This window comes from Providencia sp. PROV210 (genome assembly GCF_028479445.1).
Classification (GTDB): Bacteria; Pseudomonadota; Gammaproteobacteria; order Enterobacterales; family Enterobacteriaceae; genus Providencia; species Providencia rustigianii.
Genome location: NZ_JAMPNQ010000006.1, coordinates 54,903 through 72,218 on the forward strand (window position 1 = coordinate 54,903; position 17,316 = coordinate 72,218).

Here is a 17,316-nt window from a genome sequence, read left to right on the forward strand (position 1 = left end):
ATGGATCATGTCATTTATACCGCAATGGGCGGGGCGCGTCATGCGCTTGAAAATCAAGGGATTGTTTCTAATAACATTGCCAACGTTTCCACGGCGGGTTTTAAAGCTCAACTTTCTGCGATGCGTGCAGTGCCTATTCATGGGGATAGCGAGCAGACTCGGACGATGGTAGTGGCTTCAACGCCCGGTGCGGATATGAGCCAAGGACCACTGAACTACACAGGAAAAGCCACGGACGTGGCATTGAATGATAAACACTTTTTGGCGGTCGCATTAGCAGATGGCTCAGAGGCGTATACCCGTAACGGGAACATTCAAGTATCCCCTGATGGTGAATTAATGATTGGTGGGAATCTTCTGCAAGGTGATGGTGGTCCTATTGATGTTCCACCGAATGCCGATCTGACTATTGGGGCTGATGGAACGATCACGGCGCTATTAGCCACAGACCCACCGACGATGCTAGGGCAGATTGGTCGATTAAAAGTCGTTGAAGCACAGCCGAATGAGCTGATTCGTGGTGAAGATGGATTATTCCATTTATCGGCGCAGGCACAAGCGGCAAACGGTAATGGCTTGCAACAAAGTGGCCGAGCCATTGTGACGTCAGGTGTTATTGAAGGCAGTAATGTCAATGCAGCTGAAGCCATGGTGTCAATGATTGCGAATGCTCGACATTTTGAAATGCAAATGAAAGTGATCCATAGCGCGGATGAAAATGCACAGCGTGCTAATCAACTACTCACTGTCAGCTAATTGTTAGTAAGGAATTACTATGATCCGTTCTTTATGGATTGCAAAAACAGGGCTTGATGCCCAACAAACAAACCTTGACGTCATTTCCAACAACTTGGCAAACGTCAGCACTAACGGTTTTAAACGTCAACGTGCTGTTTTTGAAGATTTACTTTATCAAAACATCCGCCAGCCGGGTGCGATGAGTTCAGATCAAACTTCATTACCTTCAGGTTTACAAATGGGTACGGGTGCGCGTCCAGTAGCAACAATGCGTATCCACAGCCAAGGTAATTTAAACAAAACAGGTACCACAACCGATATCGCCATCAAGGGACAAGGCTTTCTGCATGTTCAGATGCCAGATGGTACTGATGCCTATACTCGTGATGGTGCATTGCAGCCAACCAAGATGGTCAATTAGTGACGTCAAGTGGCTATCAAGTCGTTCCTGCGATTATGATCCCTGAAAATGCGAACAGCCTAAGTATTGCGCGTGATGGTACCGTTTCTGTCACGGTATACGGTGATAACCAGCCTCAGCAAATTGGTCAAATTACCTTAACCACGTTTATCAATGATGCGGGTTTAGAAAGTATGGGTGAAAACCTGTACATGGAAACCGCAAGCTCAGGGGCGCCAAATGAAAGTGCTCCGGGGACTAACGGGGCGGGTTTGCTGTATCAAGGCATGTTAGAGACTTCAAACGTGAACGTGGCAGAAGAATTGGTAAATATGATCCAAACTCAACGCGCTTACGAAATTAACAGTAAAGCGGTCTCGGCATCGGATCAAATGCTCCAGCGTCTGACCCAACTGTAAGTGAGGATGGCAGTTCGCGTCATTAGCGAGTGAACTGCCCCTAGTAATGACAAAAGGTATTTCGCAGCAAAAGAGTCGCATGATGATTGAAAACGGCATTGTTCCTAAACAGCGTAAAACGGTTTTACAGATTTCGAGAGTGGTATGCTTGGCCGCCATCGTTATTATCAGCGGTTGCGCCCATATTAAACCTCGTCCTCTCGTGGATTCTCAAACCACGGCTACGCCAACTGCACCGACTGCACCTGCGCCAAATGGCGCGATTTTTCAGAGTGCACAGCCTGCCTATTATGGTTACCAACCGCTATTTGAAGATAGACGACCTCGTAACGTTGGGGATATTTTGACTATCAATCTGCAAGAGAACGTGAGCGCGAGCAAAAATTCATCAGCGAATGCAAATCGTAGCGGAAAAACAGGTTTCCTCGCGGCGATCCTTCCTGGGTTCATGCAGGGTTGGTTAGGCGGCAGCAATACCGAGATTGATGTGAAAGGTAACAGCGACTTTACCGGTAAAGGTGGCGCAAACGCGAATAATACTTTTAAAGGCACTATCACGGTGACGGTTGACCAATTATTAGCCAATGGCAATTTACATGTTGTTGGTGAAAAACGTATCGCGATTAATCAGGGAACCGAATCTATTCGTTTTTCTGGGGTTGTTAATCCACGAACTATTGGTGCAGACAATAACGTGAGTTCAACTCAAGTGGCTGATGCGCGTATTGAATATGTTGGTGATGGCTACATCAACGAATCCCAAACAATGGGGTGGTTACAACGCTTTTTCTTAAATGTTTCCCCTTACTAAATGAACATTCGCCATCAAGTAGCCGAGAAGAATCCATGAAAAATAAAGTGTTCGTTCTATTTTCACTATGTTGCCTGTTAGGGAGCCTATTTGTTGCTCCCGCTTATAGTGAGCGCGTTAAAGATCTCACCACTGTCCAAGGGGTAAGAGATAACCCATTAATTGGTTATGGTCTAGTGGTAGGGCTGGATGGTACAGGGGACCAAACTATGCAAACCCCATTCACCACTCAAAGCTTGAACAATATGCTTTCCCAAATGGGGATCACGGTTCCTCCGGGCACCAATATGCAGCTAAAAAACGTCGCGGCGGTAATGGTTACCGCTAAAATGCCGCCGTTTGGTCGTTCAGGGCAGTCGGTAGATATCGTAGTTTCTTCCATGGGTAACGCCAAAAGTTTACGTGGCGGAACGCTATTAATGACCCCATTAAAAGGGGTGGATGGGCAAATCTATGCCATGGCTCAGGGTAACGTTTTGGTTGGTGGTGCAGGAGCCAGTGCTGGCGGTAGTAGCATTAAAGTCAACCAACTCAATGGTGGGCGAATTACTGATGGAGCAACGATTGAGCGTGAGTTACCCAGCAGTTTTGGACAAAGTGGCGCGATCAATTTACAGCTGAATGAAGACAGCTTTGCTTTAGCGCAAGATATTACCGATGCAATTAACCGGATGGGGGGAATGGGAACGGCCAGAGCGCTAGATTCGCGGACGGTTCAACTTTTAGTGCCTGCAAATAACAGTGAGCAAGTGCGTTTTCTTTCGCGAGTTCAAGAGCTCAATGTTCGTACACCAATGACGGAAGCGAAAGTGATCCTGAATTCACGGACCGGCTCTGTGGTGATTAACCGTAGTGTGACACTCGAAAGTTGTGCCGTTGCTCACGGCAGTTTGGCGGTAACAGTCGAAAGACAAACTCAAGTGAATCAGCCGGATACCCCATTTGCGGGTGGACAGACCGTTGTCACGCGTAATACCAATGTGGGCATGCGAGAACAAGGTGGCGCACTGCAAAAAGTCAATGCGAGCGTACAGCTAAACCAAGTTATCCAAGCTCTCAATACACTAGGCGCAACACCAACAGATTTAATGTCCATTTTGCAAGCCATGGAAAGTGCAGGTTGCTTACGTGCGAAATTGGAGATCATCTAATGAGCGATATGCAGTTATTACAAGGAGCTGCGTATGATGTCCAGTCGTTAACGGGCTTAAAAGGTGAGTTAAATAAATCGCCAGAACAGGGGCTGCGTCAAGTGACGCAGCAACTCGAAGCGACTTTTGTGCAAATGATGTTAAAAAGCATGCGTTCAGCATTACCGCAAGACGGAATGCTTTCTAATGATCAAACTCGCTTGATGACCAGCATGTATGACCAGCAAATTGCCCAAGACCTTTCACAGAAAGGACTCGGTTTTGGCGAAATGATGTATCAGCAATTGACTCGTGACCAATCCTCTAATTTGCCGACCCAAAGTGCATTTATGCCATTGAATGAGCAGGAGCTTCAGTCATTACCGCCGTTCGCCATGGAACAGATGATGCGCCGTTTTGCACCAATGGGTGATGCTCTGGCGGCACCATTCCAGAAAATTAAATCGTTATCACTCAATAGCAGCAATTTTATTAATCGCTTATTGGAACCCGCTAAGAATGCCAGTGAAAAAAGTGGCATTTCTCACTTTTTAATCCTCGCTCAAGCCGCATTAGAAAGCGGTTGGGGAAAACGTGAAATTTTAACAGCGGAAGGCAAAAGCAGTCACAACTTGTTTGGTATTAAAGCGGGTAAGAGCTGGAAAGGTCCGGTCACTAATATCATGACCACGGAGGTCATCAATGGCGAAAGTATCAAAATGCGCGATGATTTCCGTGTTTATGGCTCCTATGAAGAAGCTATTTCAGACTATATCGGGTTATTAACTCAAAATCCTCGTTATAAAGAGGTTAAACATGCGCCAACCCCTGAAATTGCAGCTCGTCGATTGCACCAAGCAGGTTATGCAACTGACCCTGGTTACTCTGACAAATTAATTACCTTGATTAGTCAAATACGTGGCTCGGATTCAACTGTCAATAATGCCACTGTGAAAGCTATTCAGGCTTATAACATCGACTTAAAAGATATCTTCTAAAAAGTCTTAATAAATCAAAGTTTGCGCTAAATATTTACGCCAACTTTCCGATAACTGAATAAGTGAAAATTTTGAGTGACTAGCGCTGAAATTGAGTCAGCCAATCAAAGCGCTCAGTCCCAAGAATAGGAAAAGCTTATGCTGAACAATGTAATGAATAACGCGCTAAGTGGTGTGAATGCTGCGCAGGGTGGGTTAAGTGTTATTTCTAATAACTTAGCTAACGCTGGTGTAGGTTACTATCACCGCCAAAGTGCTGTGTTCGGGGAGAATCCCGGTACGATGACACCTAATGGTTATTTTGGTAACGGCACTTATTTCAGCCATGTTCGCCGTGAGTTTGATGAATTTGTCAATGCGCAATACAGCCAATCACGGGCTCGTAGTGGCGATTACGAAGCTTACGTGAAAAACTGTAATAAAGTCGATGACTTGCTGACTAATGATGTTGAAGACCTATCGAGTAGTATCGGAAGCTTCTTCACTGCACTGGATACTGCAAGCAGTGATGCTAGCGACAAAACCTTGATTGATGTTTTCTTAGGTCAATCGAATGCGCTGGTATCTCAATTCAAAGAAGCAGATAGACGATTACAAGAAATGGAACGCGATATTAATCACCAAATCGAAAATAAGGTGAAAGATATCAATATCTATGCGGATAAAATCGCTGGATTAAACCAACAAATCGCCCGTATCCGTTCAGTGAGTGGCTCAGAGCCTAATGACTTGCTGGATGTGCGTGACCGCCTTGTCAATGAAGTTAACTCAGTGATTGGCGTGAAAGTTATTGAGCAAAACGGCAACTACAATGTGACGTTTGCTAACGGATTACCGCTGGTGACAGGTGAAAAAGCGAATCGCCTTGAAGCCGTTCCTTCTTCTAAAGATGACAGCCGCTTTAGCATTGGGTTTGTGGGATCAAACGGTCAAGTCCGTGAAATTCCTGATGAAGCGTTTAAAGGCGGAGAGCTGAGCGGTGTACTGCGCTCTCGCCAAGAAGTTATCGACCCTGCCTATCAAAAAATCAATAAATTGGCCTTAGTTTTTGCAACGAAATTTAATGAAATTCATAGCAAAGGTTTTGATTCCAATGGGAATACTGGAAAAGATTTTTTTGCTTTAGGTAAAGGTACCGTTGTTAGTAACACCCATAACACAGGCAAAACGGACTTTGACTTAAGCTACAGCGATGTTTCTAAAGTCACCGGTAATAACTATGAAATGCGTTATGACGGAACCAACTGGAATGTCACCCGTTTACCTGACGGGGTGAAAATTACTGTTGATCCATCATCCACCGCAGACACGTTGAAATTCGAAGGCTTAGAGCTCAAGATGACGACAAATACCCCCGCTGCGGGTGATACCTTTGTGGTGAAGCCGATGAACGGCGTAATCAACAATATGGAAACGTTGGTGACGGAAGCCTCTGGATTTGCAGGTGCTGGAAGTAAAGATGGTGGCCCAGGCGATAACGAAAACATCAAAGAATTGGTTAAATTACAAGATCAAAAAGTAGTGGATGGCGGTTCTACGTTCTCCGATTTCTATGCCACGTTAATTAATGATGTCGGTAGTCGTACTAAACAGGCGCAAATTGATTCTGAAACCCAGAATAAAATGACAGAAAGTTTCTATCGCCAAGAGCAAGAAATTTCTGGTGTTAACATGAATGAAGAAAGCATTCAGATGCAAAAAATTCAGCAATTTTTTAATGCCAATGCACAGGTATTGAAAACGGTGGACGATCTGTTTAATGCGTTGATGCGTGCGTTCTAATTCATTGAACTCACAGGGTTTCAGAATAATTTAATAAGGATTTAAGCGATGCGTTTAAGTACCAATATGATTTTCCATCAACGCTTACAAGATATGAACGGTGCGCAATCTCGATGGATGGATGCGGGCAGCCAATTAGCGTCAGGTAAGCGTGTTAACAAGCCATCGGATGACCCGCAAGCATCATCCCAAGCTGTGCGAATTAACCAATCTGAAAGTCGTAACCAGCAATATGTCACAAGCCGTGGTTTTGCAAAAACGGGTATGACACTACAAATGAGCATTTTGAGTCAGATGACGGAAGTCACCACTCAAATTGATACTACGATTATCCAAGCTTCTAACCAAGGTGCGTTGAGTGATAAAGACCGCACTTCATTGGCGGAACAATTAACAGGTTTGAAAGAGCAGTTAGTTGGGCTGGGTAATACCACGGATGGTAACGGACGTTATATTTTTGCAGGGTTTAAATCTGACAAAGCCCCTTTTGAAATCGATACGAATGGTGAGGTTTTGTATAAAGGTGGTGACAAGCCAATCATGCAAAATGTTGCTAGTGACCGTGAGATGACCACCTATTTTACGGGAGCTCAGGTATTTGAAACTGATGGCGCAGGTATGGTCAATGTTTTCAAAGCGCTAAACGTGGGAATTAAAGCGTTATCTATTCCTCAACAGGATGCACCGCAATCAGATTTAGATGCTGCTCAAGCGGGAATGGATGAAGCTAACCGTGGTATTAAAGCGGCGTTGGATCAAATTTCCAATATTGAAGCCAAGCAAGGCTTGCAGTTACAGGAAATTGATAAATTAGATTTTCTAGCCAATACCCGCACTATCCAGAATGAAGCTCGTAAAAGTGAGCTGCTAGAGACTAACTGGACGGGAACCACCACGGATTATTATAAAGAGAAAGCCATGTTCCAAGCTTCTCAAGATATTTTCAAAGATCTTAACAGCATGTCATTATTTGGCGGACGTTAATTGATTTTTACCGCACCTTATGAGCAGTGGTATGTAAACTAGGGTGCGGGTTTCTCGCTTATTTTTTCTATTTTCTGCGTTGTTGATTTTACTTTCCTATTTGATTGTTATGGCTTGTTTATCCCTGATATTTTAAATCGCCCATTGCTGTATAGGCCGCTTAAATTTTTATTTAATAAATATCGTCACGGGGAGTTTAAATCGCTCTGCCAGCTTTTTCATATGCTCAAGAGATAAGTTGCGTTCACCGTTTAAAATGCGGCTAACGTAAGAGCGAGAGCCTATTTCATTAGCAAAATCAGTGGTATTTAGATTGTACTGATCCATCAATGTACGTAACACCGCAACAGCGTCATCACACTGCTTTAATTTGCGATTAAAATCTGCAAATTCGGGGGCATTGTCTTCATAGTGATCAATTTTTTCACATAAAATTTCGACCAGCGGATTATCAGGATCATATTCCACCAGATACTCGACTAATTTAATGGCATCTTCATAGTCGCGGCGAGAGTGATTTTTGCCGAGAATAGGAATGAGATGAATTAAATGATTAGCAGTTTGAATGGCTTCACTAAAAATCATATTTTATGTTCTCCGATAATAATTCATTAGCTTATTATATTCAGCGTGTGTAGATATATGTTTTATGAAAATTTTACTTTTTTTAAAATCAGCAAAAAATAAAATCCTTAAAGCATTACCACCGACATCAATAACCCACCACTTTTCGCGGTACTTCATTCTATCTAAGCTTGGGAAAATATTTTTTAGCTCATCAGGTGATGAGTACGATCCTTGTTTTAGTGTTTTATAAACATCTAATAATGCTTTGGCATGCTTAGGATTTCTTTCCGATGCATGGACAAAGGGTTCCCTTGAGATTACGTGCATTATGCCCCTCGCATTTCCTAACGGTTAATAATATATCACTGCTCTTTGCTGTTGCCAACAAGGCAACTATGATTATTTTTCTTAAACTATTAACCATGATCTTTTAGGTGGTAGCAACTCGAGGCTGCCTGTTCTTCAAGGTTTTGCGAAGCTTCTCGCAGATTGAATGTTCTCGCGTTTTAAAGCTTGTATTGATATAGAAGACAGACTTAAATGGAGTGAATTTATTAAAAAAATTACTATGTTAGGGAAAGGAAAGTTGATATGGATGATTTTTCTCCATCGGATCTAAAAGCAATACTGCATTCTAAACGTGCGAATATGTATTACTTAGAACATTGCAGAGTGATGCAAAAAGATGGCCGAGTCCTCTACTTCACTGAGACTAAAAATGAAAATCTCTATTTTAATATCCCTATAGCAAATACCACTGTTTTACTGCTAGGTACAGGGACATCTGTCACTCAAGCTGCAATGCGAATGCTATCTCAAGCAGGGGTATTAGTCGGTTTTTGTGGTGGTGGGGGAACGCCTCTCTATATGGCAACTGAAGTAGAGTGGTTTACCCCTCAAAGCGAATATCGTCCAACTGAATATTTACAAGGTTGGCTTAGTTTTTGGTTTGATGACACCAAAAGATTATCTGTTGCGAAAAAACTTCAAAAGGCGCGTATTCAATATTTACAGGGAGTGTGGGAAGGTTCTAGAGAATTGAAGAATGAGGGCTTTGTTTATCAGCATGATGTTATTCAATCTGCATTAAAAACGTTTAATTCCCGAACTGAATCGGCAGAAAATGCGCAAGAATTATTGTTAACTGAAGCGCAGCTAACGAAAGTACTTTATAAGTACGCGGCAAATAGTACAGAACACAAGAAATTTTCCCGCCAACATCAATCTTTAGATAAGACCAACTCGTTTTTAAATCATGGTAACTATTTGGCATACGGTCTAGCGGCAAGTTGTCTATGGGTATTAGGGATCCCGCATGGCTTTGCTGTAATGCATGGTAAAACCCGCCGGGGAGCATTAATTTTTGATATTGCAGATTTAATTTAGGATGCCATTGTACTTCCGTGGGCATTTATTTGCGGAAAAGAAGATGCAACGGAACAAGAGTTCCGCCAGCAAATCCTACAGTCTTTTGTCGATCACCACGCATTAGATTTTATATTTGATACGGTGAAAGCGTTAGCGCTTCAGCCGGAAATCGCCACACAGGAGAAAACAAAGTCATGATGGTGACATTTGTTTCTCAGTGTGAAAAAAATGCATTAAAAAGAACTCGACGCGTTTTAGATGCTTTTGCCAATAGGATTGGAGATAACACATGGCAAACCTTAATAACCCAAGAGGGGTTATTAACAGTTCAAAAAATGTTGCGTAAAAGCGCCAGCCGTAATACCGCAGTGAGTTGCCATTGGACACGTTCCCGTTCTCGCAGCCAATTGCTTTGGGTGGTGGGTAAAAAAAGCAAGTTTAACGAACAAGGTTATGTCCCCGTCAATCGAACAGAAAAATCTCTTTTGGGAAGTGAAGTAGAAAATAACTGGAAATATCTGCCCTTAATTAATGCCTTTACTCGTTTAGCTGCGTTACTGCATGATTGGGGTAAAGCGTCGTTGCTGTTCCAAGAAAAATTAAACCCAAAATCAAAAAATAGATTTAAAGGGGATCCGCTTCGTCACGAATGGATTTCATCATTGTTATTTAGTGCATTAGTTAAAAGCAGTCCTACAGCGAAAGATGACGAAAGATGGATAGAAACGTTAGTTAATGGCACATGGAGTGAGCAACAGTTACAAAAGTGGGTAAAAGAGAATAATGCTCTCAGCAGGCCATTGAGTGAACTCCCAGAGGCGGCGTCATTATTAGTCTGGTTAATTGTTTCCCACCACCGTCTGCCATTCATCGAGGATCGGCAACAACGCTACGAATGGGCAGATAAAGCACGAGATACATTACCTGAATTACTTAAAACAATAGACAAGGAATGGGGCTATCAAAACCTTTATGATGAAGGTGAATATAATCAAAGGATTAATCAATGCTTTGAATTCCCTCAAGGTTTATTAAGTCAATCACCGGTATGGCTGCATGCGGTCAGCTGTGCGGCGGAACATCTTAAACATCAATTACCTCTTTTTAAAGAAGCAATGGATAATGGTTGCTGGCGGCTAGTTGCTCAACATGCGCGCCTTTGCTTGATGCTAGGGGACCACAATTACTCTTCTAAAGACGCCGACCCGACATGGGAATCAAATATACCACTGTATGCGAATACAGCAAGGCTGCATGGGGCGATGCAATATAAACAAAAGCTAGATGAACACTTAGTGAATGTTGCAAATGTTGCTGCCAATGTGACGGAATACCTTCCATTTTTTGAATCAGAGCCGCCAATGGCGAATGATATTCCAGAGCTGAAACACAACAAAAATGTGACGGGAAAATTCAGTTGGCAAGAGGATGTCGTCAATACCATTTACCAGTATCGACATGAGCAAGAGGATAAAACCGAAGGCTATTTTATTGTTAATATTGCGAGTACAGGCTGTGGTAAAACGACGGCTAACGCAAAAATTATGCAGTCGTTATCGGAAGATAAACAAAGTTTGCGATTTATTCTGGCTTTAGGTCTTCGAACATTGACGTTGCAAACTGGGGATGAGTATCGTGAGCGTTTGGGGATTGATGAAGAAAATCTCGCAGTTTTGATAGGTTCAAAAGCAGTTTTAGCACTGCACCAAGAAGAAAAAGATCACGAAAAGGAAAGGGAAAAAGAGCTTCAATTAGCGGAGCTCGGGTCTGAGTCACAAGAGAGCCTGTTTGGTGAGGAAGACCTCGAATTAAATTGGTCAGAAGAGAGTTGGCAAGGGAGTTTGCCAGAAGAAGAGCTATCCACAGTATTAACGCGCTCAAAAGACAGAGCGTTGCTCTATGCGCCTATTTTAGCCTGCACAATTGACCACATCATGAGTGCAACGGAAACCATTCGCGGTGGACGTTATATTTTGCCGTATTTACGGTTGATGTCGTCTGATTTAGTGATTGATGAAATAGATGATTTTACGGGTGATGATTCCATTGCGATTGGTCGTCTGGTCTACCTTGCTGGAATATTAGGTCGTAAAGTAATGATCTCATCTGCCACTATTCCTCCAACTTTAGCGCTTTTCTATTTTAAATCCTACCAACTGGGGTGGCGTATTCACGCACTTAGCCATCAAAAGTCATTACAGATAGGCTGTGTATGGGTGGATGAAGGCGAATATGACCCCAAAAAGGATAAATGTTTCCGTTCATGCCAAATAGCGACGATTAATGCGGCGGATGAGGAATTAACGCTTGAGCATTACCAGCAGTATCATGATAAATTTATTACTAGACGAATCAAAGTACTACAGTCATTAGTTGTCCGTAGGAAAGCCTTTATTGTGCCTACAGGAAAAGGCCAAGGTAGCGACCCACAAACTCAATATTTCGAATACATTCGGCAAGCTATTCTTGGTTTACATCAAGCTCATTCTTGCAAAGATGCGCAAACCAATTTGAATGTTTCATTTGGTGTGGTGCGTGTCGCGAATATTCCCGTTTGTGTCGCTTTAACTCACTATTTCTTATCCTGTGAATGGGCTGAAGACGTTGAAATCCGTACTATGGCCTATCACAGCCAACAAGTTTTATTACTGCGCCATGAGCAAGAAAAACATCTTGATGCCGTGTTAAAACGCAAAGAAAACGTAGATGAACAGCCAAAAGCGTTTCAAAACCCAGTCATTCGACAGCATTTGAGTCATATCCAACAACAAGGTAAAGCCAAACAGCTGATTTTTATTTTGGTGGCGACGCCAGTAGAAGAGGTCGGGCGAGACCATGATTTTGATTGGGCGGTGATTGAGCCATCATCATACCGGTCAATAATTCAAATGGCAGGGCGCGTTCGCCGTCATCGTGAAGGTGAAATTGAAAGCCCAAATATGGCCTTGCTGCAATATAACTGGAACGGATTTACCGAAGATGAAAATGATAAACGCAAGATAGCGGATGTGTTTTCTCGACCAGGCTATGAAAATAAAGAACTAAACCTTCATTTATCTTCTCATGATTTATGTGAACTTGTGAATGAACAGCAACTTCTAAAATCCGTTGATGCAATTCCTAGAATTCAGCAAATACCCGATTGGAAAAGACAACAAAAAACGAATTTAGTCTGTTTAGAGCATGCGGCAATAGAGCAGCTGATGGGATATTCGACGGATAGTCAGCCGAAGCTGATTACACGGAGTCGAATACCAACAGGGATATCATCGATCGCAAAAAATAAACCTATTACACTTTGGGGATTTACCTGCGGTACTTGGTGGATGACGGCGCTTCCGCAACAGTTTGCCGAGTTTAGACAGAGCCTGCCTTCGATTCGGCTATCGCTGATTTTATCAGACAAAAATAAACTGAATTTCTGTGAATACGATGAAGATAGCGGTTGGGTGAAAATAGATAAGGAGCTTGGCATTCATCATCAATCAGTCTCGGAGGAGATAAAACAGAGGTTATGGCTGGTTCGAGATTACCGACAATCACTGGAAAATCGAGAAAGTGAACATGATCCCGCAGGACAACTTTCTAAACGATACGGGGAAATTAGCGTTATTAAGCGTAAAAATGACACGTATTACTACGATGACCAAATGGGAATTAGCACCTTTAAGATTTTGGAATAAGCATTTAAGTCATAAGGACCATTCAACATGTTAGATCCAGCAATAGATGCCTTTTTTGTGGAGCGTAAAGAAGGTTGGTTTAAAAAGAATGTCAAAGCATTGATGAATGAAAGTGAATTACAGCAATTACTACAGGAGTGTGATGCCGTATTTTCATTAGCACGGTGGTTACCCAACGCAGCAAAACGAGCAGGTCAAATATCATTGTCAACTCACCCTTGCACCTTTAGCCATCCTAGTTCGAGAAAGAATAAAAATGGTTATGTGACGGCGATATTAGCGGAAACAGAACACACTAATGATGGCTTTCTGAGATCGGGGAATGTCGCGGTTGAAACGGATGCATTAGGCAATGCTGCAGCATTGGATGTATACAAATTTTTGATGCTTAAACTGCAAGATAACAAAACGTTACTAGCACATATTCAAGATGAAACCGACCTAGCTAAATCTGTATTAGCGCAAGGTGATGAATCTTATCAAGTGCTGAGAGATGGTTTTTTAGAGATGGCTTCAACGGATGATTCCGTCATCACAAGTTCGAAAATAAAACAGGTCTATTTCCCTGTTTGGTTAGAAGAGATTGAATATCACTTACTGTCTCCATTAACTCCGTCTGGGTTAGTTTTTGAACTACGTCAGCGCATAGATGCCATCCGCTATTCTGAGCAAACCAAAGTATTGCGAGATTTAAAACGAAAAGGGGAATATAGCAAGGTTGGTTATAAAGAAATTTATAACATAACGACGATTGGCTATGGAGGTACTAAGCCTCAGAATATTTCAGTTCTCAATAATCAAAATGCCGGCAAAGCGTATTTATTATCATCATTACCACCAAGAATTATTCAACGAAAATTGCGCTTACCAAACAGTAATTTTTTCTCTGATACTTTAAATCCTTGGCAAGTGAAAGAAACATTAGACGCATTTCATGGGCTGATTTCTTTACCAAAAGAGCTGCGCAATAGCCGGTTTATCGAATACAGAGATAAGCGTATTCAAGAGTATATGGACTATATAATGCTGACGATGTGGGAAGTTCGACGGGCATTTGAGCAAGCGGATGCGAGGTTGCCTACAGGATTATTGAAAGAGCAACAAATTTGGTTATTTCCAAATCAGCAGCGGGATAGCTCAGATGAATGGCTATCACTGATTGTAGGCTCGGTTGCTCAGTATTTTATACAGCACTACAAAAAAATTATGGGGAAAAAAGCTATCATTTTAGGAAATGATGAATTTGCAGTTGTTAAGGCGCAGATTGCAAATAATAAGGAGCTTTTACGATGAGTTCAATTTATATAATTAAGCTACCTTACCTGAAAATTCATAATGCAAATGCGCTTTCCAGCCCTTATACCATTGGTTTTCCTGCAATGACGGCATGGTTGGGTTTTATGCATGCCCTAGAACGTAAGCTCCATGAATATGGAGTCAATATTGTTCTCGATTCTGTTGCGGTGATAAGTCATGAGTGTGATTTACAAACATACCGTGGGCCTAATGATTTTGTCAGTTCAATTATCGGTACTGCAAACCCGCTAAACAGTGATGGTACGCGCTCAGCATTTATTGAGGAGGCTCGTTGCCATTTAGAGGCTTCGTTGCTTATAAAATATGCAGTTGATGATGACGGAAAGGTGGAACCATTACTTGAGAACTCACCTGTTCTAGCAGTTATTTATGATCTTGTCATGACCATGAAATTGGCGGGGGGAGATATTCTGTCTTTAGGTAAACCGACTACGTATATCATCCCAGAAAAAGATACGGATGGAGTATTCAGGCGTAATTTACTCAATAGTGTAATGCCCGGTTATGCTTTGATCGAACGTCGAGACTTAATGAAAGTCGCCATGAATAAAGGGCAAGATGCGATGGATGCCTTACTTGATTATGTGGTGGTGGACAATCAATGCATTGAAAAAATACCGACAAATGAGCATGGCAATGAAAAAAATGCCCAATTTGAGTGGCGAGCTCAACGTAAAATATCCGGTTGGATTGTGCCTATTGCTACGGGTTATCAGGGTATTTCCCCATTAGGGCAGGCTAAAAACCAAAGAGACCCAGACACGCCTCATCGATTTGCTGAAAGCGTAGTGACTCTTGGTGAATTTATATTAGCTAACCGAGCCAATAGTATTTATGAAATTTTATGGGGGTTTGAATTTATTGAATCTCAAAACCTTTATTTATGCCAACAACTGGTATCAAACTTTATATCTGCGGAGAGCAAGTAATGGCGAAGAATAATGATGTTGCATCTGTTTTAGCATTCGAAAAAAAACTGGTTCCATCTGATGGCTATTTTTATGGAACTTGTTGGGATAATAAAACCCAATTTACCCCGTTGTCATTACAAGAAAAATCCGTAAGAGGTACGATTTCTAATCGCCTTAAAGGTACGGTGAAAAACGATCCCTTGAAGTTAAATTCAGAGGTGGAAAAAGCCAACTTACAAAAGGTAGATGCGTGTGCATTAGGCATTAATCAAGATACGTTGATGCACCAGTTTACCTTGAAAGTATTGGGGGGGGTTGAAATCCCATCGGCATGTAATAACGCCTTATTCAAGCAAAGTTATGCCCAAGCTGCCAAAACGTATATTGAGAAAGAAGGTTTCCGAGAATTAGGTCATCGTTATGCACAAAATATTGCGAATGGGCGTTTTTTATGGCGTAACAGAGTGGGAGCTGAACAAATTGAAGTCGTTGTTAAAGTACTGAACCAAGGTCAGCAAGCCGAGTGGGTGTTTGATGCAACGCAGTACAGCATTCATCAGTTTGATATAAAAGACGAAAAATTGACGCTATTAGGTGACAAAATTGCCGCAGCACTGGCGAATCCTCAAGGTGCTTTATTGCTTGAAATCACAACATATGTCCAGTTAGCTAAAGCACAGGAAGTGTATCCAAGTGAAGAGTTGGTGATGGATAAGGGCAAAGGGGACAAAAGTAAAATTCTGTATCATGTTGGTGGGTATGCGGCTATGCATTCTCAAAAAGTAGGCAATGCACTGCGCTCTATTGATACTTGGTACCCTGCGTACGGATCTGATCATGGAGCCGGTGCAATAGCGATTGAGCCATATGGCGCAGTCACTAATTTGGGTACTGCATACCGCACACCAAAAGAGAATCAGGATTTTTATACTCATTTTGACAAATGGGCGCGTGGTGAAAGCTTACCACGAGTTGAAGATGAACATTATGTCATGGCAGTGTTGGTTCGAGGTGGTGTATTTGGTGAAAGTGATAAATAAGGTGAGCTATGAATTATTATCAAGAAGTCACTTTATTGCCTGATTCAACCATACCGTTGGATTTTCTTTGGCAAAAGGTTTACCAGCAAATTCATATTGCATTGGTGGAGAATAAAAAGGAACAAGGGAGTAGCTCTGTCGCGATTGCCTTTCCTGAGTATGGTTGTTCAGGTTTTCGGTTGGGTAAAAAGGTACGTTTGATAGGTAAAGATTCGATAGTCCTGCAGCAGTTAGATTTGGTTAAATGGTTTTCAAGGCTGTCAGACTATGTACATGTAAAGTCGATACAAGCGGTTCCAGAAAATGCACGGCCGGTTAGCTATGTTCGTCAGCAAATTAAGGGAACCGCTCGAATTGAATCGGATATGCAGAAAAAAGCGGCACTTTGGGCAAAAAAATCGGGGCAATCATTAGAACAATGTTTAGTTGATCTTGAAAAATTGCGGCCAACAAAACAAAGTCGATTACCATTTATTTGGGTGGAAAGCTTACATAGCAGAAGTGAGCATCAAGGCAGTCGTCCATTCCCGCTATTCATTCAATGTATTTGGGCAGATAAGGTGATTGATGGCGTATTTAATTGTTATGGGTTAAGTCAATCAAACAATGGCAGCCAAGTATTTGCAACAGTCCCACATTTTTGACCTTTGTTTTTCGCTCTTTAATAACAAGGTATAAAATCAATGAGTTATAGTAGTCAGTGAAAATTAAGGGTATTTTATTACAAATACTCTTAACTGATTGTTGTAACTTATTTTTTGTCTGATATTTTATAGTTCACTGCCATACAGGCAGCTTAGAAAGCCACGATTTAAACAAGGATAAGTTATGAAAAGTTCACTGCCATACAGGCAGCTTAGAAAATAATATCGGTCAGATATGGCTTGATTGGATCGTTCACTGCCATACAGGCAGCTTAGAAAACATCGACATTTCATCATCGCGATCATAGTCAGTTCACTGCCATACAGGCAGCTTAGAAAATTTCACACCCCCGGCATAAATCCAACGTTTAGTTCACTGCCATACAGGCAGCTTAGAAATTAATCTGATCGCGTTGCTTCATACTGGCAAGGTTCACTGCCATACAGGCAGCTTAGAAATGTATCTGAGCAAATATACACACAGCAAGAATGTTCACTGCCATACAGGCAGCTTAGAAAGTAGC

13 protein-coding genes, 2 pseudogenes and 1 CRISPR repeat array (1 of these 16 cut by a window edge) are annotated in these 17,316 nt (G+C 42.0%); of the genes and pseudogenes, 13 read left to right on the plus strand and 2 right to left on the minus strand.

What is annotated here, in order from left to right; genetic code table 11:
* The 7 genes and pseudogenes from PR761_RS05540 (at position 1) to flgL (ending at position 7,262) form a co-directional block, all read left to right on the plus strand.
* Positions 1-756 (plus strand): flagellar basal body rod protein FlgF, encoded by a 756-nt coding sequence (locus PR761_RS05540; RefSeq protein ID WP_006813423.1) that lies wholly within the window; start codon positions 1-3, stop codon positions 754-756.
* A gap of 19 nt (positions 757-775) precedes the next feature.
* Positions 776-1,557, plus strand: a pseudogene (gene flgG / locus PR761_RS05545) (flagellar basal-body rod protein FlgG).
* 79 nt (positions 1,558-1,636) lie between these two features.
* On the plus strand, positions 1,637-2,368 hold the full coding sequence (locus PR761_RS05550; RefSeq protein ID WP_407901434.1) for a flagellar basal body L-ring protein FlgH: 732 nt from the start codon (positions 1,637-1,639) through the stop codon (positions 2,366-2,368).
* Between the two features lie 35 nt (positions 2,369-2,403).
* Entirely contained in the window at positions 2,404-3,519 is a 1,116-nt protein-coding gene (locus tag PR761_RS05555; protein ID WP_006813420.1) for a flagellar basal body P-ring protein FlgI, read from the plus strand.
* Complete coding sequence (gene flgJ / locus PR761_RS05560; RefSeq protein ID WP_006813419.1) at positions 3,519-4,496, plus strand: flagellar assembly peptidoglycan hydrolase FlgJ; 978 nt, start codon at positions 3,519-3,521, stop codon at positions 4,494-4,496. The genes PR761_RS05555 and flgJ overlap by 1 nt, the downstream gene beginning before the upstream one ends.
* 138 nt (positions 4,497-4,634) lie before the next feature.
* A complete protein-coding gene (gene flgK / locus PR761_RS05565) occupies positions 4,635-6,278 on the plus strand; it encodes a flagellar hook-associated protein FlgK (RefSeq protein WP_006813418.1) in 1,644 nt (547 codons plus the stop codon).
* 48 nt (positions 6,279-6,326) lie between these two features.
* Complete coding sequence (gene flgL / locus PR761_RS05570) at positions 6,327-7,262, plus strand: flagellar hook-associated protein FlgL (protein WP_039854240.1); 936 nt, start codon at positions 6,327-6,329, stop codon at positions 7,260-7,262.
* A gap of 168 nt (positions 7,263-7,430) precedes the next feature.
* Here flgL and PR761_RS05575 read toward each other — a convergent pair whose 3' ends face one another.
* Positions 7,431-7,847: a helix-turn-helix domain-containing protein gene (locus PR761_RS05575; protein ID WP_006813416.1), complete on the minus strand. Its 417-nt coding sequence runs from the start codon at positions 7,845-7,847 to the stop codon at positions 7,431-7,433.
* A gap of 3 nt (positions 7,848-7,850) precedes the next feature.
* Positions 7,851-8,156: a type II toxin-antitoxin system HigB family toxin gene (locus PR761_RS05580; protein ID WP_115164162.1), complete on the minus strand. Its 306-nt coding sequence runs from the start codon at positions 8,154-8,156 to the stop codon at positions 7,851-7,853.
* Between the two features lie 264 nt (positions 8,157-8,420).
* Between PR761_RS05580 and cas1f the strand changes: the two are divergent.
* From cas1f to cas6f, 6 genes and pseudogenes are all read left to right on the plus strand, one after another.
* A pseudogene (gene cas1f / locus PR761_RS05585) lies at positions 8,421-9,395 on the plus strand (type I-F CRISPR-associated endonuclease Cas1f).
* A complete protein-coding gene (gene cas3f / locus PR761_RS05590) occupies positions 9,392-12,880 on the plus strand; it encodes a type I-F CRISPR-associated helicase Cas3f (protein ID WP_154611031.1) in 3,489 nt (1,162 codons plus the stop codon). The pseudogene cas1f and the gene cas3f overlap by 4 nt, the downstream one beginning before the upstream one ends.
* 27 nt (positions 12,881-12,907) lie before the next feature.
* Positions 12,908-14,173, plus strand: a complete 1,266-nt coding sequence (gene csy1 / locus PR761_RS05595) for a type I-F CRISPR-associated protein Csy1 (protein WP_154611032.1) — start codon at positions 12,908-12,910, stop codon at positions 14,171-14,173.
* Positions 14,170-15,126 (plus strand): type I-F CRISPR-associated protein Csy2, encoded by a 957-nt coding sequence (csy2, locus tag PR761_RS05600; RefSeq protein WP_115164166.1) that lies wholly within the window; start codon positions 14,170-14,172, stop codon positions 15,124-15,126. Before csy1 ends, csy2 begins: the two co-directional genes overlap by 4 nt.
* Entirely contained in the window at positions 15,126-16,148 is a 1,023-nt protein-coding gene (gene csy3 / locus PR761_RS05605) for a type I-F CRISPR-associated protein Csy3 (RefSeq protein ID WP_154611033.1), read from the plus strand. Before csy2 ends, csy3 begins: the two co-directional genes overlap by 1 nt.
* 8 nt (positions 16,149-16,156) lie before the next feature.
* A complete protein-coding gene (cas6f, locus tag PR761_RS05610) occupies positions 16,157-16,792 on the plus strand; it encodes a type I-F CRISPR-associated endoribonuclease Cas6/Csy4 (RefSeq protein ID WP_115164168.1) in 636 nt (211 codons plus the stop codon).
* Positions 16,793-16,923: 131 nt separating this feature from the next.
* Positions 16,924-17,316: direct repeats of the CRISPR family, unit length 28 nt; unit sequence GTTCACTGCCATACAGGCAGCTTAGAAA; it runs 176 nt beyond the window's last position.

Coding starts and splice junctions, on each gene's coding strand:
- PR761_RS05540 (WP_006813423.1), top strand. CDS start 1: ATGGATCATGTCATTTATACCGCAATGGGCGGGGCGCGTCATGCGCTT.
- PR761_RS05550 (WP_407901434.1), top strand. CDS start 1,637: ATGATGATTGAAAACGGCATTGTTCCTAAACAGCGTAAAACGGTTTTA.
- PR761_RS05555 (WP_006813420.1), top strand. CDS start 2,404: ATGAAAAATAAAGTGTTCGTTCTATTTTCACTATGTTGCCTGTTAGGG.
- flgJ (WP_006813419.1), top strand. CDS start 3,519: ATGAGCGATATGCAGTTATTACAAGGAGCTGCGTATGATGTCCAGTCG.
- flgK (WP_006813418.1), top strand. CDS start 4,635: ATGCTGAACAATGTAATGAATAACGCGCTAAGTGGTGTGAATGCTGCG.
- flgL (WP_039854240.1), top strand. CDS start 6,327: ATGCGTTTAAGTACCAATATGATTTTCCATCAACGCTTACAAGATATG.
- PR761_RS05575 (WP_006813416.1), bottom strand. CDS start 7,847: ATGATTTTTAGTGAAGCCATTCAAACTGCTAATCATTTAATTCATCTC.
- PR761_RS05580 (WP_115164162.1), bottom strand. CDS start 8,156: ATGCACGTAATCTCAAGGGAACCCTTTGTCCATGCATCGGAAAGAAAT.
- cas3f (WP_154611031.1), top strand. CDS start 9,392: ATGATGGTGACATTTGTTTCTCAGTGTGAAAAAAATGCATTAAAAAGA.
- csy1 (WP_154611032.1), top strand. CDS start 12,908: ATGTTAGATCCAGCAATAGATGCCTTTTTTGTGGAGCGTAAAGAAGGT.
- csy2 (WP_115164166.1), top strand. CDS start 14,170: ATGAGTTCAATTTATATAATTAAGCTACCTTACCTGAAAATTCATAAT.
- csy3 (WP_154611033.1), top strand. CDS start 15,126: ATGGCGAAGAATAATGATGTTGCATCTGTTTTAGCATTCGAAAAAAAA.
- cas6f (WP_115164168.1), top strand. CDS start 16,157: ATGAATTATTATCAAGAAGTCACTTTATTGCCTGATTCAACCATACCG.